Here is a 23,737-nt window from a genome sequence, read left to right on the forward strand (position 1 = left end):
TCAGTATGGCGAGCTATCGTCCGAGTTTGTACGGTGCCGGGCGGGAGCCCGGGCCGAGGCGGGCCATGGCGCGCAGGATGTGTTTGGGCGGGAGTTGCCAGCGCAGACGTGCGGGAACGCAGCGCAGCAGGGTGCCTGTGGCACGCAACTGACGGGTGACGGCGGCGGGTCCCGGGGCCGGTCTGCCGTACAGCTCGTGGGCGTACGGCGGCAGGGCGGCGTACGCCAACTGCGCCACGCGCCGCCACAGCACCTCGCGCGCCGGTATGAGCAGGGGATGCGTCGGCGGTCGGAGCAGGAAGTCGTCCACCGCGCGCGCCTCCGGTCCGCAGGCGAGCTCGGGCCGCACCTTCTCGAAGTACTCCGCCATCTCCTCCTGGTTCGCCGGTACGGCGTCGAGGTCGAGGCCCACCAGGCGGGCGCTGACGCGCTGTTCGGTGATGTAGCGGTCGGCCTGCGCGTCGCTGAGGCGGAGCCCGGAGCGGCGGGCGACCTGCAGATAGGAGTCGATCTCGGCACAGTGCACCCACAGCAGCAGGCCGGGTTCGTCGACGCCGTAACGCTCCCCCGTGTCGGGGTCGGTCGCCCCCAGCATGCTGTGGATCTTCCGCACGCGGGCGCCGGCCTTCTCGGCGGCCTCCGTGGTGCCGTAGGTGATGGTGCCGACGAAGTTGGCGGTGCGCAGCAGCCGGCCCCAGGCGTCGCGCCGGAAGTCGGAGTTCTGCATGACGCCGCGCACCGCGCGCGGGTGCAGGGCCTGCAGGTAGAGCGCGCGGATTCCGGCGACCCACATGATGGGGTCGCCGTGCATCTGCCAGGTGACGGAGTTGGGGGTGAACAGCCCGGGATCGCCCATGCCCGCAGGCTAACGCCGTACCCTCGGCATCCCCAGACCGATCCAGGAGATGATCTCGCGCTGGATCTCGTTGTTGCCGCCGCCGAAGGTGAAGATGACGGCCGAGCGGTAGCCGCGCTCCAGCTCTCCGTGCAGTACCGCCCCCGCCGAGCCCTCCTTCAACGCCCCCGGTGCGGCGACGATCTCCATCAGCCAGGCATACGCGTCCCGGCGGGCCTCGGAGCCGTACACCTTCACGGCGGAGGCGTCCTGCGGGGTGAGCGTGCCGTCCTGGACGGCGCTGACCATCTTCCAGTTGAGGAGCTTGAGGGCGTCGAGCCTGGTGTGGGTCTGGGCGAGGCGGCGGCGCACCCAGGGCAGGTCGATCACCCGGCGGCCGTCGGCGAGCTTGGTCTCCGCCGCCCAGCGCTGCACGTCGTGCAGGGCGCGGATGGCCATGGTGCCGTGGGCGGCGAGGGTGACGCGCTCGTGGTTGAGCTGGTTGGTGATCAGGCGCCAGCCCTGGTTCTCCGCCCCGACACGGCGGGAGACGGGGACGCGGATGTTCTCGTAGTAGCTGGCCGTGGTGTCGTGCGAGGCGAGGATGTTGATGAGGGTGCAGGAGTAGCCGGGGTCGGTGGTCGGCACCAGCAGCATGGTGATGCCCTTGTGCGGCGGGGCGTCCGGGTCGGTGCGGACGGCCAGCCAGACCCAGTCGGCGGTGTCGCCGTTGGTCGTCCAGATCTTCTGCCCGTTGACGATGTACTCGTCGCCGTCCCGCACGGCGCGTGTCCTGAGCGAGGCCAGGTCGGTCCCCGCGTCGGGCTCGCTGTAGCCGATCGCGAAGTCGATCTCGCCGGAGAGGATCTTCGGCAGGAAGTACGCCTTCTGCTCTTCGGTGCCGTACTGCATGATCGTCGGGCCGACGGTGTTGAGCGCCATCAGCGGCAGCGGTACGCCCGCCTGGGCCGCCTCGTCGAAGAAGATGAACTGTTCCATCGCGGTCAGGCCGCGTCCGCCGTACTCCTTGGGCCAGCCCACGCCGAGCCAGCCGTCCGCGCCGAGCCGTCGGACGGTCCTGCGGTAGTGGCGCTTCTGGGCCGCCGGGTCGGTGAAGCGGGTCTGTGCGAGGTCCGGCACCAGCTCGGCGAAGTAGTCGCGCAGTTCGCTGCGCAGCCGCTGCTGCTCGGGCGTGTATTCGAGGTGCACGGCGCCTCCAGGCTCCCCAAGGCCGGTGCTGACGGCGCACACCGTAGAACGTGTTCCAGAAATTGGGAATGGCGAGGAGCGGCGGGATGCGCTGCGGTGCGCGAAAAGGCCTACGGAGGCGCGTGGGCGGAGTGCGCAGGGCGAGCGAGCGGAGGGCGAGCGAGCGGAGGGCGAGCGAGCGGTGACGGATGCGCGGGGCGCCTCAGTCGAGCGTGCTCATGAAGTCCGTGCACGCCCGCGCGCAGTCCCGGCACGCCTTCGCGGCGTCCTCGGCGCCCGGATACCGGTCGAACACGTGCGCGCACTCCAGGCACACCGTCCGGGTCCACTCCAGCTGGACCCGCAAGGACGCCTCGTCCAGGTGGTTCTGCTCGGCCAGCACCCGGCAGGTCGCATCGCACACCTCCGCGCACAGGATGCCCTTGCGGCGCAGAAGTTCCTGATCCTCGGTTCCGTCCGGATCCACCAGACTCGCGCGCAGGGCACAGGCCCGAGCGCACTCGGTGCAGGCCTGCGCGCACGCGAAGCGGTCTTCGAGGAACTGGACGAGCTGCTGCTGGGACGTTGTCGGTGTCACCCCGCTCGGGTAGCCGGTCCCAGGGACCCCAAACCCGGTGCTCGCAAGGGTTCCGGCCGGTTTTTCGCAGCCGCGTGCCGGGCACTCGGTCGGCCCGAGGAACGACGACAGACGGAGGTGGGCGCAGTGCCCGGACGACAGGAGCTGCCGTCGACCCTGGAGCGCTCCGCCAAGGACGCCCAGCGGACCTGGATCAAGGCGCACGACTCGGCCGTCGAGCAGTACGGCGAGGGCGAGCGGGCCCACCGGGTGGCGTACGGCGCGCTGAAGCACAAGTACGAGAAGGTCGGCGACCACTGGCAGCGCAAGGAGGGCGGCCGCAAGGGCCCCTCGGATCCGCAGTCCGCCCGGCCCCGTGGGCAGGGCGGGCGCAGCGGCGAGGGCGTGGACGAGCAGGCCTCGAAGCAGCACCTCTACGACCTGGCCCGCGAACTGGACATCGACGGGCGGTCCCGGATGTCGAAGGCGGAGCTGCTCGACGCGATCCGCAAGGCGAACCGCTCGAAGACCCGCGCGGCGCGGTCGCGGTGATCGGGTTCACGTGGGGTGCCAGGGGTACTCGCGTGCCATGAACATCGCATGGATGGAGATGGCCGCGGAAGGTGCGCTCGGCATCGGACTGCTCGTCGCCGGTCTGGTCGTCGTGGCGCTGCTCATCGGCGCTTTTGTGCTGGGCGTCCGGGTCAGGCGCCGGGAGCCGGCCCCACCACGCCCCGAGGAGCAGCCCCAGGTGCCCGAGGGAGGTCCGGTCGGCGAGGTCCGGGAGAACCGGGTGGCCGACGAGATGCCCAGGAGCGACCACCGGCTGACACCGCACGAGCTGCCCGCCCACGGCAACATTCCCTCCCGCCCCAGCCCGTCGAAGGAGCGGCCCCGCTGGGACGAGGGCAGCAGCGGGTCGTTCGGCAGCGGGGGCTCGGGCAGAACCTGACCCCCGGCTGCGGCACGAGCTGTGAGCCGTCGCCGCCCCCCATCGTCCGGCCCTCGTACACGTCGTACACAGGGAAGTGAGAACCATGGCCGACCCCGCGCGCAACACGCTGCCGCTGCCCGACTACGACCACCTGCCGATCGGCGGTCTGGAGAGCCGCGTGCGGTCGCTGACCGCCGAGGAGGTCGAGGAACTGCTGGCCTACGAGCGGTCGCACGCCGACCGGCTTCCGGTGACCGAGCTGCTGGCCGCCCGGCTGGAGCAGCTCCAGTCCGGTGCCGAGCCGACGTCCGGCGATCCCGGCGCCCTGCGTCCGGAGCAGAGCGCGGGCCGGGCGGGCTCCCCGGTGTCCCCCGCGACCTCGTCGCAGCCCTTCAGCCCGCCGCCGCACGGCACCCCCGACCAGCGGGGGAAGCCGAAGGGTGATCGTATGTGACGGTCCGTTTCCCGGCCCGGACACGAGGGCACTCGTGATCCGTGCTGTGGAGGAGGAGAAGGGCCCGTGCCGGAGCGCGGGCCCGTCATGCCACTGAGCGCACCACCGACTACATCGACGGACGACTGCCGCTCCTGGAGGGCGGCGGTCTGCTGCGCAAGGCCTTCCCCGACCACTGGTCGTTCCTGCTGGGCGAGATCGCCCTCTACAGCTTCGTCGTCCTGCTGCTGACCGGCGTCTGGCTGACGCTGTTCTTCCACCCGTCGATGACGGAGGTCGTCTACCACGGCTCCTACCGGCCGCTCGAAGGCGTGCGCATGTCGGCGGCGTACGAGTCGACGCTGGACATCAGCTTCGAGGTGCGCGGCGGTCTGCTGATCCGCCAACTGCACCACTGGGCGGCCCTGGTGTTCCTCGCCGCCATCGGGCTGCACCTGCTGCGGATCTTCTTCACGGGCGCGTTCCGCCGGCCCCGCGAGGTCAACTGGCTGATCGGCGTGACCCTGTTCCTGCTGGCGCTCGCCGAGGGCTTCGCCGGCTACTCGCTGCCGGACGACCTGCTGTCGGGCACGGGCCTGCGGATCGCCCAGGGCATCATGCTGTCGATCCCGGTGGTGGGGACGTATGTGAGCATGTTCGCCTTCGGCGGCGAGTTCCCGGGCGAGGACCTGATCCCGAGGCTGTACTCACTGCACATCCTGCTGCTCCCCGGACTGCTGCTCGCGCTGATCGCCGTGCACCTGATCCTGGTCTTCCACCTCAAGCACACCCAGTGGGCGGGCCGGGGCCGCACGAACCGCAACGCCGTGGGCAAGCCCATGTTCCCGCAGTTCATCGCGACTTCCGGCGGCCTGTTCTTCATGGTCTTCGGCGTGCTGACGCTGCTGTCGGGGGTGGCGCAGATCAACCCGGTCTGGGCGTACGGCCCCTACCGCGCGGACGTCGTGTCGACGGGTTCGCAGCCGGACTGGTACGTGGGCTTCCTGGAGGGCTCGCTGCGGCTGGTGCCGCCCTGGGAGACGGCGGTGGCCGGGCACACGGTGATGTGGAACGTGCTGCTGCCCGCGGTGGTGCTGCCGGGGGCCCTGTTCGCGGTGCTGTACGCGTACCCGTTCGTCGAGCGGTGGGTGAGCGGTGACAGGGGGGAGCACCATCTGTGCGACCGGCCCCGCGACAACCCCGTGCGCACGGGGCTCGGTGTCGCGGCCATCAGCTGCTACGGCGTCCTGCTGGCGGCCGGCGGCAACGACGTCATCGCCCATGCCTTCAGGATCTCGGTGAACACGCTGACCTGGGTGTTCCGGATCGCCTTCGTGCTACTGCCGCCGCTCGCGTTCATGGTGACCAAGCGGATCTGTGTGGCGCTGCAGGAGGCGGACCGGGAGCGGCTGACCGAGGGCGAGGAGACCGGCGAGGTGCGGCAGACGATCGCGGGCGGATACCAGGAGAGCCATGAGCCGCTCGACGAGGAGCGACGGTATGTGCTGCGGGCCCGGGTGCCCGCCGAGCCCCCGGCGCCCGCGGAGGCCGAGGGGGAAGTGCCGCGGGCACGGCGGCTCAGGGCCACGCTCAGCACCTGGTACTACGGCGACCGGGTGGTGCCCGAGGAGGGGGAACGGGAGTCGTCCGCGGACGAGTTGGAGCGCTGACCGTCCCGGTCCGCGTACTGGAAGACCATGCCCAGCACCCCCTGGCCGAGCACGCCGATGCCCAGCAGGAACAGCCACAGGCCGTAGACCACGCCGAGGGCCGCGAGGACGGATCCCAGTGCCGTGGTGATCGGCCAGGGGCTGTGCGGCGGGAAGAAGTCGAGCGGGCCGGCGGTGTCGACGACTTCGGCGTCCGGGCGGTCCTGGGCCCTGAGGCCGCGCCTGCGGTACTGCGTGTGCAGGAAGAAGGCGACGAGCGCGGCCATCAGGAAGGCGATGACCAGGACGGCCGTACCGGCGGGCTCCTTGGAACGCCAGCCGTAGCCGACGGCGGTGACGAGGAAGAACCCCGCCACGCCGATGAACAGACGGGCCTCGGTCTTCACTGTTCCAGCCTCTGGTCGTGGCGAGTGATGTCCGGGTGATGCAGGTCGAACGCGGGGGACTCGGAGCGGATCCGGGGCAGCGCCGTGAAGTTGTGGCGCGGGGGCGGGCAGGAGGTGGCCCATTCGAGGGAGCGGCCGTAGCCCCAGGGGTCGTTGCGGTCCACCCGCTGTCCGTGGTGTGCGGTGCGCCAGATGTTGTAGAGGAACGGCAGGGTGGACAGGCCGAGCAGGAACGCTCCGATCGAGCTGATGGTGTTCAGGAGCGTGAAGCCGTCCGCGGCCAGGTAGTCGGCGTAGCGGCGGGGCATGCCCTGTTCGCCGAGCCAGTGCTGGACCAGGAAGGTGGTCTGGAAGCCGACGAAGAGGGTCCAGAAGTGGATCTTGCCGAGGCGCTCGTCGAGCATCTTCCCGGTGAGCTTCGGCCACCAGAAGTAGAAGCCCCCGAACATCGCGAAGACGACGGTGCCGAACAGCACGTAGTGCAGGTGGGCGACGATGAAGTACGAGTCGGTGAGATGGAAGTCCAGCGGCGGGGAGGCGATGATGACGCCGCTCATGCCGCCGAGCAGGAACGTCACCAGGAAGCCGCAGGCCCACAGCATGGGTGTCTCGAAGGACAGGGAGCCGTGCCGCATGGTGCCGATCCAGTTGAAGAACTTCACGCCGGTCGGCACCGCGATGAGGAACGACATCAGGGAGAAGAACGGCAGCAGGACGGCGCCGGTGGCGAACATGTGGTGGGCCCACACCACGGCGGACAGCATGGTGATGGCGATGGTGGCGCCGATGAGGCTGAGGTAGCCGAAGATCGGTTTGCGGCTGAACACCGGGATGATCTCGGAGATGATCCCGAAGAACGGCAGCGCGACGATGTACACCTCGGGGTGGCCGAAGAACCAGAACAGGTGCTGCCACAGCAGCGCGCCGCCGCTCGCCGCGTCGTAGATGTGCGCCCCGAACTTGCGGTCCGCCTCCAGGGCGAGCAGGGCGGCGGTGAGGACGGGGAACGCGGGCAGCACGAGGATCGAGGTGAACAGCACGTTCCAGGTGAACAGCGGCATCCGGAACATGGTCATGCCGGGGGCGCGCAGGCACAGGATGGTGGTGATGAAGTTGACCGCGCCGAGGGTGGTGGACACACCGGTCACCACCAGGCCCATGGTCCACAGGTCGCCGCCCGAGCCGGGGGTGCGCACCGCGCTGTTGAGGGGCGCGTAGGCGAACCAGCCGAAGCTCGCCGCTCCCCCGGGCACGACGAACCCGGCCACGACCATCAGGCCGCCGAACAGGTACAGCCAGTACGACAGGGCGTTGAGCCGCGGGAACGCCACGTCCGGGGCGCCGATCTGCAGCGGCATGACGGCGTTGGCGAACCCGGCGAACAAGGGGGTGGCGAACAGCAGCATCATGACCGTGCCGTGCACGGTGAACAGCTGGTTGTACTGGTCGTTGCTGAACAACTGGAGCCCGGGGCGGGCGAGTTCGGCCCGCATCAGCAGGGCGAGGACGCCACCGAGGAGGAAGAAGCCGAAGGCGGTCGTCAGATAGAGGTTGCCGATCACCTTGTGGTCGGTCGTCGTCGCCCATCGCACGAGCGCCCGGCCGAGTCTCCCGCGCGGCCGGGGTGGCGTCGCCCGCGCCGGGTCGGTCCTGCTGTCCACCGCCATGCGCCGCTGGGTACCCCCGCAGCGGTGGCGTCAGTCCTCCGCCCCGGGGCATTCACCCGTGCGCTGCACCTGCCGCCGCCGGCCCCGTTCCAGGGTGCGCGGCTCGTCCTCGGTCAGTACGGTGCTGTCATCGGGCGGTGGGAGGCGGCATGGGCGGCGACAGGGCGGAGAAGCTGCCGCGCAAGACGTACGAGAAGGAACTGCTGCGCCTGCAGACGGAGTTGGCGAAGCTGCAGGAGTGGGTACGCGCGGAGGGCGCCCGTCTCGTCGTCGTCTTCGAGGGGCGGGACGCGGCGGGCAAGGGCGGCACCATCAAGCGGGTCACGGAGCATCTGAACCCTCGGGTGGCGCGCATCGTGGCCCTGCCGAAGCCGACCGAGCGCGAGCGCACCCAGTGGTACTTCCAGCGGTACATCGGGCATCTGCCGGCCGCCGGGGAGATCGTGCTGTTCGACCGCAGCTGGTACAACCGGGCCGGCGTCGAGCACGTCATGGGCTTCTGCACCAAGGAGGAGTACCAGCTCTTCCTGCGGCAGTGCCCGATCTTCGAGCGGATGCTGGTGGAGGACGGGATCCTGCTGCGCAAGTACTGGTTCTCGGTGAGCGACGAGGAGCAGCAGGAACGCTTCCGGCGCCGCCTGGAGGACCCCCTGCGGCGCTGGAAGCTGTCGCCGATGGACCTGGAGTCGATCACCCGGTGGGAGGACTACTCCCGGGCCAAGGACGAGATGATGGTGCACACCGACATCGCCGAGGCCCCGTGGTTCGTCGTCGAGAGCGACGACAAGCGCCGGGCCCGGCTGAACATGATCGCCCATCTGCTGGACTCCGTGCCGTACAAGGACGTGCTCCCGCCGGTCCTGGAGCTGCCCGACCGGCCGGAGTCGACCGGCTACCAGCGCCCCCCGCGTGATCTGCAGACCTTCGTCCCGGACCACGCCGAGAACCTCTGAGCCGGCCAGGGCCGCGGTACGACGGCGAATCGGGCCGGAGCCGACCTCCCCGCGCTGCCGACGCCCGTGGCGGGGCGCCGGGGCCGTGGTGCCGGGAGCGCTGAGCGGGTGTCAGGTGACCGGCAGGTCGGGCCGCACGAGGGTTCCGGAGCGGCCGTGGACGATCTCGTACGCCGCGTCCAGCGCCCCGATCGCGGCCAGGTGGCCGGTGTTCTCCACGAAGCGGGCGGCGGCCTCCGCCTTGGGGCCCATCGACTCCACCGGGTAGTGGGCGTCGCGCAGTTCGGCGGGCGTCGCGTCCAGGACGGGCCGCTGGTCGGGGGTGCCGTAGCCGGCGTAGACGTTCGGCACGTCGGTGAGGACCAGCAGGAAGTCGGCCTTCAGGTCCTCGGCCAGCCGGGCGGCGGCCAGGTCCTTGTCGACGACCGCGTCGACGCCGTGCAGGGCCCCGGTGGCCCAGTCGGCGACGACGGGGATGCCTCCGCCGCCCGCGCACACCACCAGGGTCCCCGACTCCAGCAGTGCCCGGACGGTGTCGGCCTCCAGGATCCGCTCGGGCGAGGGCGCGGGCACCACGCGCCGCCAGCCGTGCCGGTCCTCGGCCATGTGCCAGCCGTGTCGCTCGGCCAGGAACCGGGCCGGCTTCTCGGGATAGACGGGCCCGACCAGCTCTGTGGGGTGTGCGAAGGCGGGGTCGTCCACGCGTACCCGGGTGTGCGTGACGAGCGTGACGACCCTGCGTCCGGGCAGCACGTCATGCAGGGCGCGGGCCAGGAGGGTGCCGATCACGCCCTGGGTCTGGGCGCCGAGCAGATCCAGCGGGTAGGGGGCGGTGAGGGCCGCGTCGGCCGTGCTCTGGGCGGCGAGGAGGTCGAGCTGGGGTGTGTTGCCATGGGTGACGACGAGGTCGTGGTCGTGGGCGAGGGCGGCGATCGCGGTGGCCACCCGGACGGTGTTGGCGCGCTGGACGTCCGCGTCGGGGCGTTCGCCTCGGTGCAGCAGGGCGTTGCCGCCGAGGGCGACGACGATGCGCATGGTCTCCGCCTCTCTGCTCGCCTTCTCCTTGTCGAGTCTGCGCCCAGAGGCACTGTCCTCTCCAGCATCGAACAGCGGGCCACCTGGCCGCACCGGGTGCCGACAGGACTCCCCGGACCGCCGAGCCGAGCCGCCCGCCTGCGCGGGAGCCGGCTGACGGACGCCCGCCACAGGGCCGGTTCCGCCGGCACCGGCCGCGCACCGTCACTTCTCGCGTGTCCGGACGACGGCGACCGGGCAGTGCGCGTGGTGCAGCAGGGCCTGGCTGACCGAGCCCAGCAGCAGCCCGGTGAAGCCGCCCCGGCCGCGCGCCCCGACCACGACGAGTCCGGCGTCGGCGCTGGCCTCGATGAGGGTGTGGCGGATACGGCCGCGCACCAGCCTGCGGTGCACGGTGACGTCCGGGTACCTCTCCCCCAGCCCGCCCAGCGCCTCGGCGAGCACCCGCTGCTCCTCGTCGCGCAACCGGTCCTCGTCGTAGGTGACGAAGGGCGGGTCGCCGGGACCGTCGTAGGCGCGCTCGGTGTGGGTGCTCCAGGCGTGCAGCGCGATCAGGTCGGTGCCGTGCAGGGAGGCCTCCGCGAAGGCGAACTCGACGGCCCCGTGGGCCGCGGGCGATCCGTCGACGGCCAGGAGGACGGGCCCGGCCGCGGCCGGTCTGCCGCGCACCACCAGCACCGGGCAGGCGGCATGTGCGGCCAGATGGCCGGCGGTGGAGCCGAGGAGCAGGGTGCCGAACCGGCTCAGCCCCCGGCTGCCGACCACCGCCAGGGAGGCGGTGCGCGACTCGATCTCCAGGACCATCACGGGTTCACCGACGACGACCTCGCGCATGACCTCGATCCCGGGCGCGGCCTGGTGGGCGCGCCGCTCGGCCTTGACGAGCGTGCCGTCGATCAGCTCGCGCAGTCCGGCGCCGCTCGGTTCCCAGGGCCGCCCGGGCGGCACGTGCGCGGCCGGCCAGCCGAAGGCGTGCACCAGCCGGAGCCCCACCCCACGCAGACCGGCCTCGCGTGCCGCGACCTCCACGGCCGCCATGCTCGACGGTGACCCGTCCACCCCCACCACAACCGGCCCGTTCATCACGCTCCCCTTTCCGGTCCCCGCCCGCGGGCGCCGTACGGCTGCTCCGGGCGGGCGGCCTCGGCGCGGCGGCCTCTTCTCGCCGCTGTTCTTCCAGCCTCACTCCGCCGGCTGGAACCCGCACAGGGCCGTACGGGCCGAGAGGGGTACTCGGTGTCGTGCCGACACCGGAGGTGCGTCATGACCGGACCTGTCGTCGTCGGACTCGACGGCTCACCCGCGAGCATGACGGCCGCCTGGTGGGCCGCCCACGAGGCGGCGGACCAGCGGCTGCCCGTCGAGTTGCTGTACTCGTGGACCACACAGCCCCTGGACGTGCCCGTCCGGCAGGAGGCGGACATCAGGCAGCGCCACGGCCGTGATGTGCTGCGACGGACGGCGGCCGAACTGCTGCGCCGCCGCGGGGAGCTGCGGCTGACCACCGAACTGGTCTCGGCCCCCGCCGCGCAGGCGCTCCTGGAACGCGGCGCGAAGGCGTCGATGCTGGTACTCGGCTCACGCGGGTACGGCTCCGTGGCGAGCTTCCTGCTCGGTTCCATCAGCCTGCACGTGCTGGGCCTGGCCCCCTGCCCGGCCATTGCCGTGCGGGCGGGTGACCCCGCCGTCGAGGCGGGCTGGAACCACCCGGCGGCGGCGGACCGTGACGAGGTCGTCGTCGGGCTGGCCGAGTGCGGCGCGGCAGCCGACCCGCTGCTGGAGTTCGCCTTCGCCGTGGCCGCGCCGCGCGGCTGGCGCGTGCGCGCGGTGCGTGCCCTGCCGCTGTCCGCCCTCGCCCCCGTCCGGGACGAGGACGCCGAGGCCGAAGAGCGCGTGCGGCTGGCGCAGGCCCTGGCGCCGTGGGGGGAAAGGTTTCCCGGGGTCCCCGTCACCGGGCACGTCGCCACGGGCCCCGCCGCGCAGGTGCTGCTGACGGCCTCCGCGCGCGGCTGCCTCACCGTCGTGGGGCGCAGGCGCCACCCGTCCCGTCTGACGTGGAAGCTCGGCCCCGTCTCGCACGCGGCCCTGCATCACGTGCCCTGCCCGATCGCCGTCGTGCCACACGACTGAGCCCACCGGTGCCGCCGGCCCGCTCGGCGGGGCCGCACGGGTCAGTCCGGGAGCTCCAGCCGGGCGGTCTCCCCCGGCTGGACGCGCACCGCGCGGTCCGGCAGCCGTACGTCGATCGGGGACGCGTCGGAGGACGGTACGGCGATGTCCAGCTTGCCGCGCTCCAGGTGCAGCCGTACGCCCCAGTTCCCCTGGTAGCGCAGGGCGAACCCGTACGCGGACAGCTCCGGGAGCGGTACCGGGTCGAGCCACAGCGCGCCGCCGCGGGTCTCCAGGCCGGTCAGTCCGCGCTGGACCAGGTCGAGGGTGCCGGCCATCGCGCCCAGGTGGATGCCCTCGCCGGTGGTGCCGCCCTGTACGTCGGCGATGTCGCCCTGGAGGGCCTCCTGGCAGAACTTCCACGCCTCGGCGCGGCGGCACCGGGCCAGCACCCAGCCGTGGACCAGTCCGCTGAGGGTGGAGCCGTGGCTGGTGCGGTGCAGGTAGTAGTCGACGGTGCGCCGCCAGGTCTCCTCCTCCAGCCGCAGCCCCAGCCGGTGGAACAGGCCCTGCAGTTCGGCCGGTGAGAACAGGTAGCCGAGCATCAGGACGTCGGCCTGCTTGGAGGCCTGGTAGCGGTTGACGGTGTCGCCCTCCGCCTCCAGGATGCGGTCCAGGCGGCGGATGTCGCCGTAGCGCCTGCGGTAGCCGTCCCAGTCGAGTTCGGCGAGCTTGCCGTAGCCCTCGAACTGGCTGATGACGTCCTCGTGGAAGGGGACGTGCAGCGTGTGGGAGACCTCCTCCCAGAGTTCGCGTTCGCCGCCGTCGAGCCCGATGCGCTCGACGAGTTCGCGGCGGCGGGGCTCGGGCAGCGTGTCCAGGAGCTCCAGTGCGCGGGTGAGCACCCAGGCGGCGGTGACGTTGGTGTACGCGTTGTCGTCCAGGCCCGGGACGTCGGCGTCCGGATACGCCTCGTGGTACTCGTCGGGGCCGACCACGCCCTTGATGCGGTGCCGGCCGAGACTCTCGTCGTAGACGGCCTTGTCCGCCCAGAAGCGGGCGATCTGCAGCAGCATCTCGGCGCCCTTGGTGTGCAGGAACTCCATGTCGCCGCTGGCCTCGCAGTACTGCCACACGTTGTAGGCGATGGCCGAGCCGACGTGGTGCTGGAGGTGGGAGTGGTCGGGCAGCCAGCGCCCCGAGCGCGGGTTGAGGTGGAGCTGCTGGGTCTCCTCGCGTCCGTCGCTGCCGCTCTGCCAGGGGTACATCGCGCCCAGGCGGCCGGCTCGGCGGGCCGCGGTGCAGGCCTGTTCCAGGCGCCGGTGGCGGTAGTGGAGGAGGGCTCGGGAGACCTCGGGGAGGTGCAGGTTGAGGTAGGGCAGGACGAACAGTTCGTCCCAGAAGACGTGGCCGCGGTAGGCCTCGCCGTGCAGTCCCCGCGCGGGCACGCCGACGTCCAGGTCGGCGGTGTGCGGGGACAGCGTCTGCAGGACGTGGAAGAGGTGCAGCCGCAGGATGCGGCCCGACTCCCCGGGGACGTCGAGCTCGGCCCGGCGCCAGAGCTGGTCCCAGGCGGTGAGGTGCGACCGGAGCAGGTCGTCGAAGCCGGGGACGCGGCCGGCCCGGTCGACGGCGGCGTGCAGCGGATCGCTGATCGCGGGGTCGCGGGAGGTGTGCAGGGCGACGATCTTGTCGACGGTGACGGTGCGGCCGGCGGCCAGGTCGAGGGTCACCTGCTGGACGGCGCACGGCAGCTCGTGGCGGACGGTGACGGGCGCCTCGGTGGTGAGCCGGGCCGCCATGCCGACTCGGATGTCGGAGGTGCGGGTACGGCAGCGCAGCCACACGGTGTCGGGGGCGGCGGTGCCGGTGTGCACATGGGTGAGGTGACGGCCGTCCAGGTCCCGGTAGCGGGGCACTCCGGCGTTGGTGACCCCGCCGTCGAGGGCGGCCTCCACTTCGAGCGGCCCGGAGAATCCCTCGGCCGTGAACTCGGTGCGCAGGGCGGCCAGATGGGGGTCGGCCATGTGCACCAGCCGCCGCTGGCGTACGACCAGCACCCGGCCGCCGCCGAGGCCGTACCGTGTCCGGCGCTCCAGCAGCCCGGCGGACAGGTGCAGCAGCTGCCGGTGGTCGAGCACGGTCGCGTTGTCCGGGGTGAGCCAGTGCCCTTCCGGGAGGCGGAAACGCAGGGGCAGCCAGTTCGGGACGTTGACCAGGTCCTCGTTCTCGACCTGTCGGCCCCCCACCTCGGAGGTGAGCCGGTTGTAGATGCCGGCCACATAGGTCCCGGGGTAGTGGATCTCGTCGGCCACGCACTCCGGCAGCGCTCCGCGGGTGGCGAAGTAGCCGTTGCCGAGGACGCACAGCGACTCCCGCAGGCGTTCGTCGGCGGGCTCGTAGCCCTCGTACTCCCAGCTCCAGCCCGTCACTTCGGTGCTCCTCCCGAGCAGAGTTCCGCGAGGTCGTGTACGACGATGTCGGCGCCGTGCCGCAGCAGCCGCGCCCCGGTGTCCGCGCCCGCGGCCCGGTCCACGCCGACCACCAGGGCGAATCCACCGCGCCGGCCCGCCGCCACGCCCGCCAGGGCGTCCTCGACGACGGCGGCACGGTCGGCGGGGGCACCGAGCCGGCGGACCGCCTCCAGGAACAGGTCGGGCTCCGGTTTGCCCGCGAGGCCCAGCCGGGCCGCCTCTGCGCCGTCCACGAGGACGTCGAACAGATCCAGTACCCCGGCCCGGCTCAGCAGCTCGCCCGCGTGCCGGGACGCGGAGGCGGCGGCGCGGGGCACTCCGGCGTCGCGCAGCGCCCGCACCAGCCGTACGGTCCCCGGATAGGCGTCGACGCCGTGCTCGCGCAGCCGCTCGGTGAAGAGGCGTTCCTTGTCCGCCGCGACGGCTCGCACCGTGTCCGGCGAGGCCTCGATGCCGCGTGCGGCGAGGAAGGCCGCGGCGCCGTCGAGGCGGGACCTGCCGTCCACGTGGCGCAGATACTCCTCGTGCTCGTCGAAGGGGCGGCGCATGTCGGGGTCCGCGGGCGGGTGGGCGCGCAGGAAGGCGTCGAAGGCCGTCTTCCAGGCGGCGGCGTGCACCCGGGCCGAGTCGGTGATCACTCCGTCGGTGTCGAACACGACGGCGTGTACGTCCCGCAGGACCGGGGCGAGCGTGGCGGGGGCCGTCTCCGGGCCGGCCGGGCGGCGCATGATCATGCCCGCTGCGGTACGACGGCGACCGGGCAGTCCGCCTGGTGCAGCAGCGTGTGCGCCACCCGGCCGAGGTGGTGGCCGGCGTGGCCATGCCGCAGCCGGGCGCCGATGATCAGCAGATCCGCGGCGGCCGACCGGGCGACCAGCACCTTGCCGGCGGACCCCTCGACGGTGACCCGGCGCAGCCGGACGGAGGGGTGGTCCGTCGCCGCGTCGTGCAGCGCGGCGTCGAGTTCCTCGGACGCCCGCTGATGGTGGTGATGCTCCGGGCTCCCGGTGAGCAGGGGGTGGGGGACGGTGTCGCGTGCGGGGCGGCGCCACGCGCGTACGGCGTCCAGGGTGCATCCGCGCACTTCTGCCTCACGGAACGCGAACCGCACGGCTTCCTCACCTCCGCTCGACGGATCTCCCGCGCCCAGCACGATCCGCTCATGGGTACCCGCGAGGCCCGCCTTGTCACCTCGGACCACGACGACCGGGCAGTGGGCACGGCCCGCGACTGCCAGCGAGACCGAGCCCAGCAGCAGGCCGGCCAGTTCACCGCGGCCGCGGGATCCGGTCACGACGGCGAAGGCGTGGTGGCTTTCCCGCAGCAGCGCGGGCACCGCGCCGTCGGGCACCACCTCGGCGGAGACCTTCACATCGGGGTCACCGCGCCGGGCGCGTTCCGTGGCGGTGCCCAGGATGTGTTCGGCCACCGCCCGCTCGGACGGTTCCTCGTCGGCGGCCGGGCCCGCGCCTTCGTACCGTTCCCACAGGGAGGCGTACACCAGCCGCAGGGGCAGTCCGTGCCGGGCCGCCTCGGCCACGGCCCAGTCGACCGCCTGGCGGCTCGGTTCCGACCCGTCGACGCCCACGACCAGGGGCAGCTCCATGGCACCCACCGCCTCTCGACCGGCCGCAGCGTGGTGCGGCGTGGGGTCCCCCTCCACCGTCGCACGCGCGGCCGAGCCGTAGTAGGGGTGAGTCGGCCGCCCGGGGCCCTCGGACCCGAACGCGGGCAGCGCGGTGCACCACCGCAGCCGGCTCGCCCCCGCTGGAGCGAGGGAGACCCTCGTGGCCAACTCCGGAACGGCGGGCGGCACATGAGCCACCCGGGCCGATCGTGGGGCCGGAGCGGCCCTGCCCTGACGGCGCCGGGCCTCCTTCGCGGCCGGTCGATCGGCCCTGGTGGTTTCCCGGCTCCTGTGGTGTGCTTGAGATGACGGGAAGGACCCGACTCCAGACGCGGAGAAGCGGCTCCGGGCCGCGCACCGCGCAATCAGGATCCGCGAGAAGCGGATGGGTCCTTTCCGCCCCGTCTCTGCCGAGCCCTGGTCCCGGCGCCGCCACGCACTGAGCGTCCCCGCCGGGCCGCGGTGGCCGCGGTGACAGCCGCCCGGGTGAGCCGTCCCGCCGGTTCTGCCCCGGTTCGAACTGGCCCGACTGGTCTCGACGTTCCGCGCGCCAGTGCCTCGTACTCCATCCCACGCCCTCGTCACCGCAGCCTGCGGCCCGGCCCCCCGGGAGCCCTCCCCCTGGCAGGCCGCCGACGCACGCACCCGCCGGATGTTGCCTCTGCGGCAAATACCCCCAGGGGTATTTGACGGGTGTCGCTGAGCCGCCGTACTCTCCCCGCAGGAAACCCCCCGGGGTATTTGAGGAGGCAACGAAGTGGCTCGCGAAGCGCCACCGGAGGCGTTCGCCGCGGCGACCGGCTCCCGCGAGCCCGCAGCCCGACCCCGGCCGCGCACCGCACCCGTATCGAGGTCACAGCTGGGAAGGAGTTCCGCCTTGGCCGCCACCCCCTCACCCACCGACGAACCGATATCCGGCCGTCACCGCGTCGCCGTCGTCGGCGGCGGCAGCGCCGGCATCAGCGTCGCCGCCCGCCTGCGCCGAGCCGGCGTCACCGACATCACCCTCGTCGAACCGTCCGACGCCCACTGGTACCAGCCGCTGTGGACCCTGGTCGGTGGCGGCCAGGCACCCCTGCGGGCCTCCCGCCGCCCGGAAGGGGCGGTCATCCCGGACGGGGTGCGCTGGATCCGCCGACGCGCGGTGGCCGTCGATCCCGACACCCGTACGGTCACCCTCTCCGGTGGCGCCGAACTCGCCTACGAGTACCTGGTCATGGCCCCCGGACTGCAGCTGGACTGGCGCGGCGTGCCGGGCCTGTCCGAGGCGGTCGGGCATGACCGGGTGAGCAGCAACTACGCACCCGAGTACGCCCCGCGCACCTGGGAGCTGATCAAGCAGATGCGGTCGGGCACGGCCGTCTTCACCCATCCGGCGACCCCGCTGAAGTGCGGCGGCGCCCCGCAGAAGATCGCCTATCTGGCCGCCGACCACTGGCGCAGACAGCGGGTGCTCGACGACATCCGGATCATCCTGGTCATCCCCGATCCGGCGCTGTTCAAGGTGCCCGCCTGGTCGCGGGTCCTGGAGCGGGTCGCGGCCCGGTACGGCATCGAGGTGCGGCTGCGCTCCGAGGTGACCGCCGTCGACGGCGACTGCCGCGAACTCGTCATCACCGACCACACCGACGGCACCAAGGAGACCGTCGGCTACGACTTCCTGCACGCCGTGCCGCCGCAGAGCGCGCCCGACTGGGTCAAGGGCGGCCCACTCGCCGACCCGGCCAGCCCCCAGGGGTTCGTCGCCGCCGACAAGCACACCCTGCAACACCCGCACCACGGCAATGTCTTCGCCCTCGGCGACGTGGCGAACCTTCCCACGTCCAAGACCGGGGCCGCCGTGCGCAAACAGGCGCCGGTGGTGGCCGCCAACCTGCTCGCGGCGATGCGGGGCAGGACCCCGACCCACCGGTACGACGGCTACACCTCCTGCCCGCTGGTGACCGCCCGCGACCGGATGCTGCTCGCGGAGTTCGACTACGACCTGCGGCCCGCGCCCACGTTCCCGCTGATCGACACATTCAAGGAACGCCGCGACATGTGGCTGTTCAAGCGGTACGGGCTGCCGCTCGTGTACTGGCACGGCATGCTCACCGGCCGCCTCTGACCGGCCCTTCGACCGGCCGGCCCAGGACCTCCCCCGACCCGGGCCGGCCACCCTCCCGTCCGCACCCAGGGCGGACTCGAAGCCTTTATATACCCCCGGGGGTATGAGCATCAGGGGTCGGGCATCAGGCCGACCCTTGCGACCTGGAGGTCACCCCGACCATGTTCTTCGCCCAGTACTACCTCGACTGCCTCTCCCAGGCGTCGTACATGATCGCCGACGAGACCACCGGCAAGGCGGTCGTCGTCGACCCGCGCCGCGACGTCTCCGACTACCTCACCGACGCACAGACCCACGGTTTCACCGTCGAGGCCGTCCTCAACACCCACTTCCACGCCGATTTCGTCGCCGGGCACCTGGAGTTGGCCGACCGCACCGGCGCGTGGATCGGCTACGGCCGGCGCGCCGAGGCCGAGTACCCCATCCGCAGGCTGGCCGACGGCGAGCGGATCAGCCTCGGCGACGTCACGCTGCGGATCCTCGAAACCCCCGGCCACACCCCGGAGTCGATCAGCGTCCTGGTGTACGAACACGCCGCCGACACCGTCCCCTACGGCGTCCTCACGGGCGACGCACTGTTCGTCGGCGACGTGGGCCGGCCCGATCTGCTGGCCTCGGTCGGTGCCACGGCCGACGAACTCGGCCGGATGCTGTACGACAGCGTCCAGAACAAGCTGATGGCCCTGCCCGACGCCGTCCGCGTCTTCCCCGCGCACGGCGCCGGTTCCGCGTGCGGCAAGAACCTCTCCACCCAGCGGCAGTCCACCATCGGCGAGCAGCGCGCCACCAACTACGCCTGCCGGCCCATGAGCGAGGAGCGGTTCGTCGAGCTGGTGATCGCCGGGCAGCCCGCCGCACCCGCCTACTTCGGCTACGACGCCGTCCTCAACCGCAAGGAGCACGGCCTGTTCGACACGGCCGACGCACCCCGGCCGCTGTCCGCCGAGGAATTCCTGCGGCGCCGGGCGGCCGGGGCGGTCGTCGTCGACGCCCGCTCCCCGCAGGACTTCGCCGCCGGGCACCTGGCGGGCTCGGTCAACGTGCCCGCCGACGGGCGCTTCGCCGAGCAGGCCGGCATGGTGGTCGCCCCGGACGACGAGATCGTCGTCATCGCACCGCGGGGCCGGGAGGAGGAGATCGTCACCCGGCTCGCCCGGATCGGCTTCGACAAGGTCGGCGGCCATCTGCACGAACCCGAGCGCGCCTTTCCCGCCCTCGCGGACGAGATACGGCAGGCCGGCCGTGTGACGGCGGACGAGTTGCGTCGGCTGCTGGCCGGTGACGACGCGCCGCTGGTGCTGGACGTGCGCAACCCCGCCGAGCGCGAAGAGGGCTTCATCGAGAGCTCGTTGCACATCCCGCTGGCCGAACTGGCCCGCCGTACGCACGAGATCCCGGCCGGCCGGCCGCTGGTGGTGCACTGCGCGGGCGGCCACCGCTCCTCCATCGCCGCCAGTCTGCTGCGGCACCGGGGCCGCACCGACGTCTCCGACCTGCTCGGCGGCTTCGGCGCCTGGCTCACCCACCCCTCCCCCACGCTCGGCGGCGCCGGCGCGGTGGGAGCCCCGTCGGCCGACGCCTGACGCACCGCACTCCGGGCGGCGGCCCCGAGGCACCGGCCGCCGCCCGGCCCGGCCACTTCGACGACAGCGAGGAACCCCATGACCACCCATGCCCACAACACCCCACGGCTCGACCCCGCCGCGCTGCGCGACCTGCTCCAGGGCGGGCCCGGCCCACGCCTGCTGGACGTGCGCACGCCCGGCGAGTTCCACACCGCCCACATCCCCGGCTCCTGCAACGTCCCCCTCGACACCCTGCGCGAACACCGCGCCGAACTGCTGCGGCACCTCGACCAGGACGCCGTCCTCATCTGCCGCTCCGGCACCCGCGCCGCCCAGGCCGAACAGGCCCTCGCCGAAGCCGGGCTGCCCGGCCTGCGCGTTCTCGCCGGCGGGGTGACGGCATGGGAGGCCGCCGGAGGTCCGCTCACGCGCGGCCCGGAACGCTGGGCCCTGGAGCGCCAGGTCCGCCTTGTCGCCGGCACCCTGGTGCTGGTGACGGGCGTCGCCGGTCTCGCCCTGCCCGGCCTGCACCTGATCGGCACGGCCGTCGGCGCCGGGCTGACCGTCGCCGCGCTCACGAACACCTGCGCGATGGGCGTACTGCTGTCGAAGCTGCCCTACAACCGCGGCCCGCGCACCGGCCTCGACACCGTCGTCGCCGCGCTGCGGGGCCCGTCGTGATCGCCCTGGTCGTCGCGGCGTCGCTGCTCATCGGGGCCAGTCTCGGCGTGCTGGGGGGCGGCGGCTCCATCCTGACCGTGCCCATGCTGGTCTACCTGGCCGGCACACAGACCAAGGAGGCCATCGCCACCTCACTGTTCGTCGTCGGCGTCACCAGCGCCGCCGGGGTGGTCACGCACGCCCGCGCGGGGCGCATCCGCTGGCGTACGGGACTGCTGTTCGGTCTGGCCGGAATGGCCGGCGCCCATGCGGGCGGCCGGCTGGCCGAGTCCGTCCCCGGCACCGTCCTGCTGATCGCGTTCGCCCTCATGATGATCGCCACCGCCGGCGCGATGATCCGAGGCCGCCGAGGCGAGCGGAAGCAGCCGCACCGCGAACTCCCCGTCCTCCACGTCCTGTCGGAGGGCGTCGTGGTGGGTTTCGTGACCGGCCTGGTCGGCGCCGGCGGAGGCTTCCTCGTCGTGCCCGCCCTCGCGCTGCTCGGCGGGTTGCCGATGACCGTCGCGGTCGGCACCTCACTGCTGGTCATCGCGATGAACTCGTTCGCCGGGCTGGCCGGTCACCTCACCGGGGCGCGCATCGACTGGGGCCTCGCGGCCCTCGTCACCGCGACCGCCGTGGTCGGCAGCCAGCTCGGCTGCCGCCTCACGGGGCGCATCCCGCAGGACGCGCTGCGCAGGTCCTTCGGCTGGTTCGTCGCCGTCATGGGCGTCTTCGTCCTCGGCGGCCAGCTGCCCCCCGGCCTGCGCCACACACTGCTCACCAGCCCCTGGACCTGGGCGTTCGGGGCCGCGGCGGGGATCGCGGTCAGCTGGTCCATGCTGCGCAGGACCGAACGGTCGACGCCGGGCCGCGCCGACGGCCCCGGCCCCCCGCGTACCCTCGAATGATCATCAATGGTCGACGTCGCCCCGAACCGGGACGTACAGTACCCCTAGGGGTATGTCCTGAGGAGTGATCGTGGAACTGGAGCTCGAGGGTGCGGACCTGAAGGCCGTACTGAACCGGCTGCGCCGGGCGCAGGGTCAGATCTCCGGTGTGATCCGGATGATCGAGGAGGGGCGCGACTGCGAGGACGTAGTCACCCAGCTCGCCGCCGCCTCCCGTGCGCTCGACCGGGCCGGTTTCGCGATCATCGCGACCGGCTTGCAGCGGTGCGTGACGGACATCGAGTCCGGCCGCAGGAACGGCGAGGACACGGAAGCCATGCGTGCCCGTCTGGAGAAGCTGTTCCTGTCCCTGGCATAGGCGTCCCTGGCACTGGCAGCCCTGGCATCGGCGTCCCTGGCATTGGCGTCCCTGGCTAGGACCCGCCGGGGCGAGGCTCCGCCGAATCAGCCGAAGCTCCCCCCTGTGGCAGGCCCCGGGGTAGGTCGCCGACAGGGCCGCCTGCGCTCATGATGGAAGGAGAGTCCAGGGCTCTTCGAGTTCAGCGCGAGGACGTCCTCAAGCGGCTGAACCGGCTCCTTCAGTCCGCGGCGCCGTCTTGATCGGGCAGGACATGCCGCCACTCTCGCAGAAGAGGGAGGAAGCCATGAAGGTCGCAGTGCTGACCGGCGGCGGTGACTGTCCCGGCCTCAACGCCGTGATCCGCAGTGCCGTCCGCAAGGGCATCCAGGAGTACGCCTTCGACTTCGTCGGCCTGCGCGACGGCTGGCGCGGCGCGATCCAGGGGAAGGTCGTACCGCTGGACATCTCCAGTGTGCGGGGCATCCTGCCCCGCGGCGGAACCATCCTCGGCTCCTCCCGTACCAACCCGCTCAAACACGAGGACGGCGTGCGGCGCATCCAGGACACCCTCGCCACGCACGAGGTGGACGCGCTCATCGTGATCGGCGGCGAGGACACGCTCGGTGCGGCCACCGAACTGAGCCGACAGGGCATCCGCCTGGTCGGCGTGCCCAAGACCATCGACAACGACGTGGCCGGCACCGACTGCACCTTCGGCTTCGACACGGCCGTGGGCATCGCGACGGAGGCCATCGACCGTCTCCACACCACGGCCGAGTCGCACATGCGCACCCTGGTGGTGGAGGTGATGGGCCGACACTCCGGCTGGATCGCCCTGCGCGCCGGCGTCGCGGGCGGCGCCAACGTGATCCTCATCCCTGAGCGGCCGTTCGACATCGACCAGGTCTGCGCGTGGGTGAAGAGCCGATTCAGGATCAACTACGCGCCGATCGTCGTCGCCGCCGAGGGAGCCGTGCCCAAGGAAGGGCAGATGATCCTCAAGGACCGGTCGGTGGACGAGTACGGCCATGTCCGGCTGTCCGGCATCGGCGAGTGGCTGGCTCGGGAGATCTCGGAACGCACCGGCACGGACGCCCGCACGACGGTGCTCGGTCATATCCAGCGCGGCGGCACGCCGAGCTCCTTCGACAGGTGGCTGGCCACGCGCTTCGGGCTGCACGCCGTCGACGCCGTCAAGGACGGTGACTTCGGCAAGATGGTGGCCCTGCGGAGCACCGACATCGTCCGTGTGCCCCTCGCCGACTCGACGAGCACGACCAAGCGGGTCGATCCCGCGCTGTACGACGAGTTCGAGGTGTTCTTCGGCTGACCCTCGCCGCGGTCAGCCGTCATGCCGCGGTCAGCCGTCATGCGGTACGACCGCCACCGGGCAGCGGGCGTGGTGCAGCACGGCGTGGGTCACCGGTCCCAACCGGCCCTCGGCCGCCCGGGGGTCGGTGCGGCGGCCCACGACCAGCAGGTCCGCTCCCGGGGACGTGTGCAGCAGTGCCTGCGCGGCGTGGAGCAGGAGGACATCGGTGCCGACCGTCACCTCCGGGTACTTCTCCCGCCACGCCCGCATCGCGTCGGAGAGCCGCAGGACCTCCTGGTCCTCCCAGGTGGCGCGGTCCTCCTCGGTCACGAACAGCGTCCGGGGAGACACGGCCTCGGCGGGCAGAGCCCAGGCCTGAACCGCCCGCAGACGCGCCCCGCGCGCCTGGGCGGCCGCGAACGCGAAGTCCGCCACCTCGCCGACCGGACGGTGTGCGTCGAAACCCACCACGACCTGGGCCGGACCGCGGGTCGTCCACGCCCGGTCCCCGAACCCCCCGGCCGGCGGTTCGGGCACGAGGACGACGGGGCAGGGGGCTGCCGCCGCCGAGCGAAGGGCCACCGAACCGACCGCGAGCCCGTCGAAGCCGCCCGAGCCTCGCGCACCGACCACGAGGAGCCCGGCGCCGCGCGCCGCGGCGAGGAGCGCGGTGGCCGGGGCCGCGTCGGCCTGCTCGCCCCGCACCTGGAGGTCCGGGTGGCGGGCGCCGAGGTCGGCGATCGCACGCTGGACGATGTGGTCACCGACCTGGCGCAGCGTCTCCAGGGCCGTAGCCGGGACGACGTCACCCGGGTCGCCCGGAAGCGGCGGGGAGACATGCAGCAGCCGCAGCGGAACGCCACGCAGCACCGCTTCCCGCGCGGCCCAGGCGGCGGCGACCAGGCTCCGCTCGGACCCGTCGACACCCGCCAGCACCGGGTGACTCATCGCGCC

23 protein-coding genes are annotated in these 23,737 nt (G+C 72.4%); 12 read left to right on the forward strand and 11 right to left on the reverse strand.

From position 1 onward, the window contains the following. Positions 1–13 precede the first annotated feature (13 nt). From AQI70_RS20965 to AQI70_RS20975, 3 genes are all read right to left on the reverse strand, one after another. Positions 14–856 carry an oxygenase MpaB family protein gene (locus AQI70_RS20965; protein ID WP_062152341.1) on the reverse strand — a complete coding sequence of 281 codons (843 nt, stop codon included), beginning with the start codon at positions 854–856 and terminating at the stop codon, positions 14–16. Positions 857–865: 9 nt separating this feature from the next. Further along, positions 866–2,044 carry an acyl-CoA dehydrogenase family protein gene (locus AQI70_RS20970; protein WP_062152343.1) on the reverse strand — a complete coding sequence of 393 codons (1,179 nt, stop codon included), beginning with the start codon at positions 2,042–2,044 and terminating at the stop codon, positions 866–868. Positions 2,045–2,246: 202 nt separating this feature from the next. Next, the gene (locus tag AQI70_RS20975) at positions 2,247–2,621 is read right to left on the reverse strand and encodes a four-helix bundle copper-binding protein (protein WP_004003864.1); all 375 of its coding nucleotides are present in this window, start codon (positions 2,619–2,621) and stop codon (positions 2,247–2,249) included. 126 nt (positions 2,622–2,747) lie between these two features. On the opposite strand from AQI70_RS20975, the gene AQI70_RS20980 reads away from it, so the two are divergent. From AQI70_RS20980 to qcrB, 4 genes are all read left to right on the forward strand, one after another. Further along, positions 2,748–3,152: a ChaB family protein gene (locus AQI70_RS20980; RefSeq protein WP_062152346.1), complete on the forward strand. Its 405-nt coding sequence runs from the start codon at positions 2,748–2,750 to the stop codon at positions 3,150–3,152. A 37-nt stretch (positions 3,153–3,189) separates the two neighbouring features. Continuing rightward, entirely contained in the window at positions 3,190–3,552 is a 363-nt protein-coding gene (locus AQI70_RS20985; protein WP_062152348.1) for a DUF6479 family protein, read from the forward strand. 85 nt (positions 3,553–3,637) lie between these two features. After that, positions 3,638–3,988, forward strand: a complete 351-nt coding sequence (locus AQI70_RS20990; RefSeq protein ID WP_062152350.1) for a DUF8129 domain-containing protein — start codon at positions 3,638–3,640, stop codon at positions 3,986–3,988. Between the two features lie 41 nt (positions 3,989–4,029). Next, positions 4,030–5,637, forward strand: a complete 1,608-nt coding sequence (gene qcrB, locus AQI70_RS20995; RefSeq protein WP_062152352.1) for a cytochrome bc1 complex cytochrome b subunit — start codon at positions 4,030–4,032, stop codon at positions 5,635–5,637. Here qcrB and AQI70_RS21000 read toward each other — a convergent pair. Beyond that, the gene (locus tag AQI70_RS21000) at positions 5,571–6,023 is read right to left on the reverse strand and encodes a cytochrome c oxidase subunit 4 (protein ID WP_062152354.1); all 453 of its coding nucleotides are present in this window, start codon (positions 6,021–6,023) and stop codon (positions 5,571–5,573) included. The genes qcrB and AQI70_RS21000 overlap by 67 nt on opposite strands. Beyond that, complete coding sequence (ctaD, locus tag AQI70_RS21005) at positions 6,020–7,690, reverse strand: aa3-type cytochrome oxidase subunit I (protein WP_062152356.1); 1,671 nt, start codon at positions 7,688–7,690, stop codon at positions 6,020–6,022. The genes AQI70_RS21000 and ctaD overlap by 4 nt, the downstream gene beginning before the upstream one ends. A 149-nt stretch (positions 7,691–7,839) precedes the next feature. On the opposite strand from ctaD, the gene ppk2 reads away from it, so the two are divergent. After that, positions 7,840–8,643, forward strand: a complete 804-nt coding sequence (ppk2, locus tag AQI70_RS21010) for a polyphosphate kinase 2 (RefSeq protein WP_062152359.1) — start codon at positions 7,840–7,842, stop codon at positions 8,641–8,643. Between the two features lie 111 nt (positions 8,644–8,754). Here the strand turns inward: ppk2 and AQI70_RS21015 are convergent, their stop codons facing one another. Both AQI70_RS21015 and AQI70_RS21020 read right to left on the reverse strand, forming a co-directional pair. Then, positions 8,755–9,678 (reverse strand): carbamate kinase, encoded by a 924-nt coding sequence (locus AQI70_RS21015; protein ID WP_062152361.1) that lies wholly within the window; start codon positions 9,676–9,678, stop codon positions 8,755–8,757. 204 nt (positions 9,679–9,882) lie between these two features. Next, a complete protein-coding gene (locus AQI70_RS21020) occupies positions 9,883–10,761 on the reverse strand; it encodes a universal stress protein (protein ID WP_062152363.1) in 879 nt (292 codons plus the stop codon). A gap of 180 nt (positions 10,762–10,941) precedes the next feature. Between AQI70_RS21020 and AQI70_RS21025 the strand changes: the two genes are divergently transcribed. After that, entirely contained in the window at positions 10,942–11,808 is an 867-nt protein-coding gene (locus AQI70_RS21025; RefSeq protein ID WP_062152365.1) for a universal stress protein, read from the forward strand. Positions 11,809–11,849: 41 nt separating this feature from the next. Here AQI70_RS21025 and AQI70_RS21030 read toward each other — a convergent pair whose 3' ends face one another. From AQI70_RS21030 to AQI70_RS21040, 3 genes are read right to left on the reverse strand one after another with little or no spacing between them, the layout of a single operon-like run. After that, positions 11,850–14,219: a glycoside hydrolase family 65 protein gene (locus AQI70_RS21030; protein ID WP_062152367.1), complete on the reverse strand. Its 2,370-nt coding sequence runs from the start codon at positions 14,217–14,219 to the stop codon at positions 11,850–11,852. Beyond that, positions 14,216–14,995 carry an HAD family hydrolase gene (locus AQI70_RS21035; protein WP_062152369.1) on the reverse strand — a complete coding sequence of 260 codons (780 nt, stop codon included), beginning with the start codon at positions 14,993–14,995 and terminating at the stop codon, positions 14,216–14,218. Before AQI70_RS21035 ends, AQI70_RS21030 begins: the two co-directional genes overlap by 4 nt. Continuing rightward, on the reverse strand, positions 14,992–15,867 hold the full coding sequence (locus AQI70_RS21040; protein ID WP_079051399.1) for a universal stress protein: 876 nt from the start codon (positions 15,865–15,867) through the stop codon (positions 14,992–14,994). The genes AQI70_RS21035 and AQI70_RS21040 overlap by 4 nt, the downstream gene beginning before the upstream one ends. Before the next feature lie 898 nt (positions 15,868–16,765). Here AQI70_RS21040 and AQI70_RS21045 point away from each other — a divergent pair. The 6 genes from AQI70_RS21045 to AQI70_RS21070 all read left to right on the forward strand — a co-directional run bounded on the left by AQI70_RS21045 (position 16,766) and on the right by AQI70_RS21070 (position 22,801). After that, positions 16,766–17,995 (forward strand): NAD(P)/FAD-dependent oxidoreductase, encoded by a 1,230-nt coding sequence (locus AQI70_RS21045; protein ID WP_079051400.1) that lies wholly within the window; start codon positions 16,766–16,768, stop codon positions 17,993–17,995. Positions 17,996–18,156: 161 nt separating this feature from the next. Beyond that, on the forward strand, positions 18,157–19,578 hold the full coding sequence (locus AQI70_RS21050; RefSeq protein ID WP_062152373.1) for a rhodanese-like domain-containing protein: 1,422 nt from the start codon (positions 18,157–18,159) through the stop codon (positions 19,576–19,578). Positions 19,579–19,656: 78 nt separating this feature from the next. Then, complete coding sequence (locus tag AQI70_RS21055; RefSeq protein WP_062152375.1) at positions 19,657–20,241, forward strand: rhodanese-like domain-containing protein; 585 nt, start codon at positions 19,657–19,659, stop codon at positions 20,239–20,241. Beyond that, entirely contained in the window at positions 20,238–21,131 is an 894-nt protein-coding gene (locus AQI70_RS21060) for a sulfite exporter TauE/SafE family protein (RefSeq protein ID WP_062152377.1), read from the forward strand. The genes AQI70_RS21055 and AQI70_RS21060 overlap by 4 nt, the downstream gene beginning before the upstream one ends. 70 nt (positions 21,132–21,201) lie before the next feature. Next, positions 21,202–21,489: a metal-sensitive transcriptional regulator gene (locus AQI70_RS21065; RefSeq protein ID WP_037891627.1), complete on the forward strand. Its 288-nt coding sequence runs from the start codon at positions 21,202–21,204 to the stop codon at positions 21,487–21,489. Between the two features lie 286 nt (positions 21,490–21,775). Further along, complete coding sequence (locus AQI70_RS21070; protein ID WP_062152379.1) at positions 21,776–22,801, forward strand: 6-phosphofructokinase; 1,026 nt, start codon at positions 21,776–21,778, stop codon at positions 22,799–22,801. Positions 22,802–22,831: 30 nt separating this feature from the next. Here the strand turns inward: AQI70_RS21070 and AQI70_RS21075 are convergent, their stop codons facing one another. After that, a complete protein-coding gene (locus tag AQI70_RS21075; protein WP_062152381.1) occupies positions 22,832–23,731 on the reverse strand; it encodes a universal stress protein in 900 nt (299 codons plus the stop codon). Positions 23,732–23,737: the final 6 nt, after the last annotated feature.

The sequence above is a fragment of the Streptomyces curacoi genome (assembly GCF_001513975.1).
GTDB classification, from domain to species: domain Bacteria; phylum Actinomycetota; class Actinomycetes; order Streptomycetales; family Streptomycetaceae; genus Streptomyces; species Streptomyces curacoi.

Bases quoted from the DNA above. Each gene is read 5' to 3' on its own strand.
- ppk2 (WP_062152359.1), top strand. From the start codon at position 7,840: ATGGGCGGCGACAGGGCGGAGAAGCTGCCGCGCAAGACGTACGAGAAG.
- AQI70_RS21055 (WP_062152375.1), top strand. From the start codon at position 19,657: ATGACCACCCATGCCCACAACACCCCACGGCTCGACCCCGCCGCGCTG.
- AQI70_RS20965 (WP_062152341.1), bottom strand. From the start codon at position 856: ATGGGCGATCCCGGGCTGTTCACCCCCAACTCCGTCACCTGGCAGATG.
- AQI70_RS21035 (WP_062152369.1), bottom strand. From the start codon at position 14,995: ATGATCATGCGCCGCCCGGCCGGCCCGGAGACGGCCCCCGCCACGCTC.
- AQI70_RS21025 (WP_062152365.1), top strand. From the start codon at position 10,942: ATGACCGGACCTGTCGTCGTCGGACTCGACGGCTCACCCGCGAGCATG.
- AQI70_RS21040 (WP_079051399.1), bottom strand. From the start codon at position 15,867: ATGGAGCTGCCCCTGGTCGTGGGCGTCGACGGGTCGGAACCGAGCCGC.
- AQI70_RS21020 (WP_062152363.1), bottom strand. From the start codon at position 10,761: ATGAACGGGCCGGTTGTGGTGGGGGTGGACGGGTCACCGTCGAGCATG.
- AQI70_RS21075 (WP_062152381.1), bottom strand. From the start codon at position 23,731: ATGAGTCACCCGGTGCTGGCGGGTGTCGACGGGTCCGAGCGGAGCCTG.
- AQI70_RS21015 (WP_062152361.1), bottom strand. From the start codon at position 9,678: ATGCGCATCGTCGTCGCCCTCGGCGGCAACGCCCTGCTGCACCGAGGC.
- AQI70_RS20985 (WP_062152348.1), top strand. From the start codon at position 3,190: ATGAACATCGCATGGATGGAGATGGCCGCGGAAGGTGCGCTCGGCATC.
- ctaD (WP_062152356.1), bottom strand. From the start codon at position 7,690: ATGGCGGTGGACAGCAGGACCGACCCGGCGCGGGCGACGCCACCCCGG.
- AQI70_RS21070 (WP_062152379.1), top strand. From the start codon at position 21,776: ATGAAGGTCGCAGTGCTGACCGGCGGCGGTGACTGTCCCGGCCTCAAC.
- AQI70_RS20990 (WP_062152350.1), top strand. From the start codon at position 3,638: ATGGCCGACCCCGCGCGCAACACGCTGCCGCTGCCCGACTACGACCAC.
- AQI70_RS21050 (WP_062152373.1), top strand. From the start codon at position 18,157: ATGTTCTTCGCCCAGTACTACCTCGACTGCCTCTCCCAGGCGTCGTAC.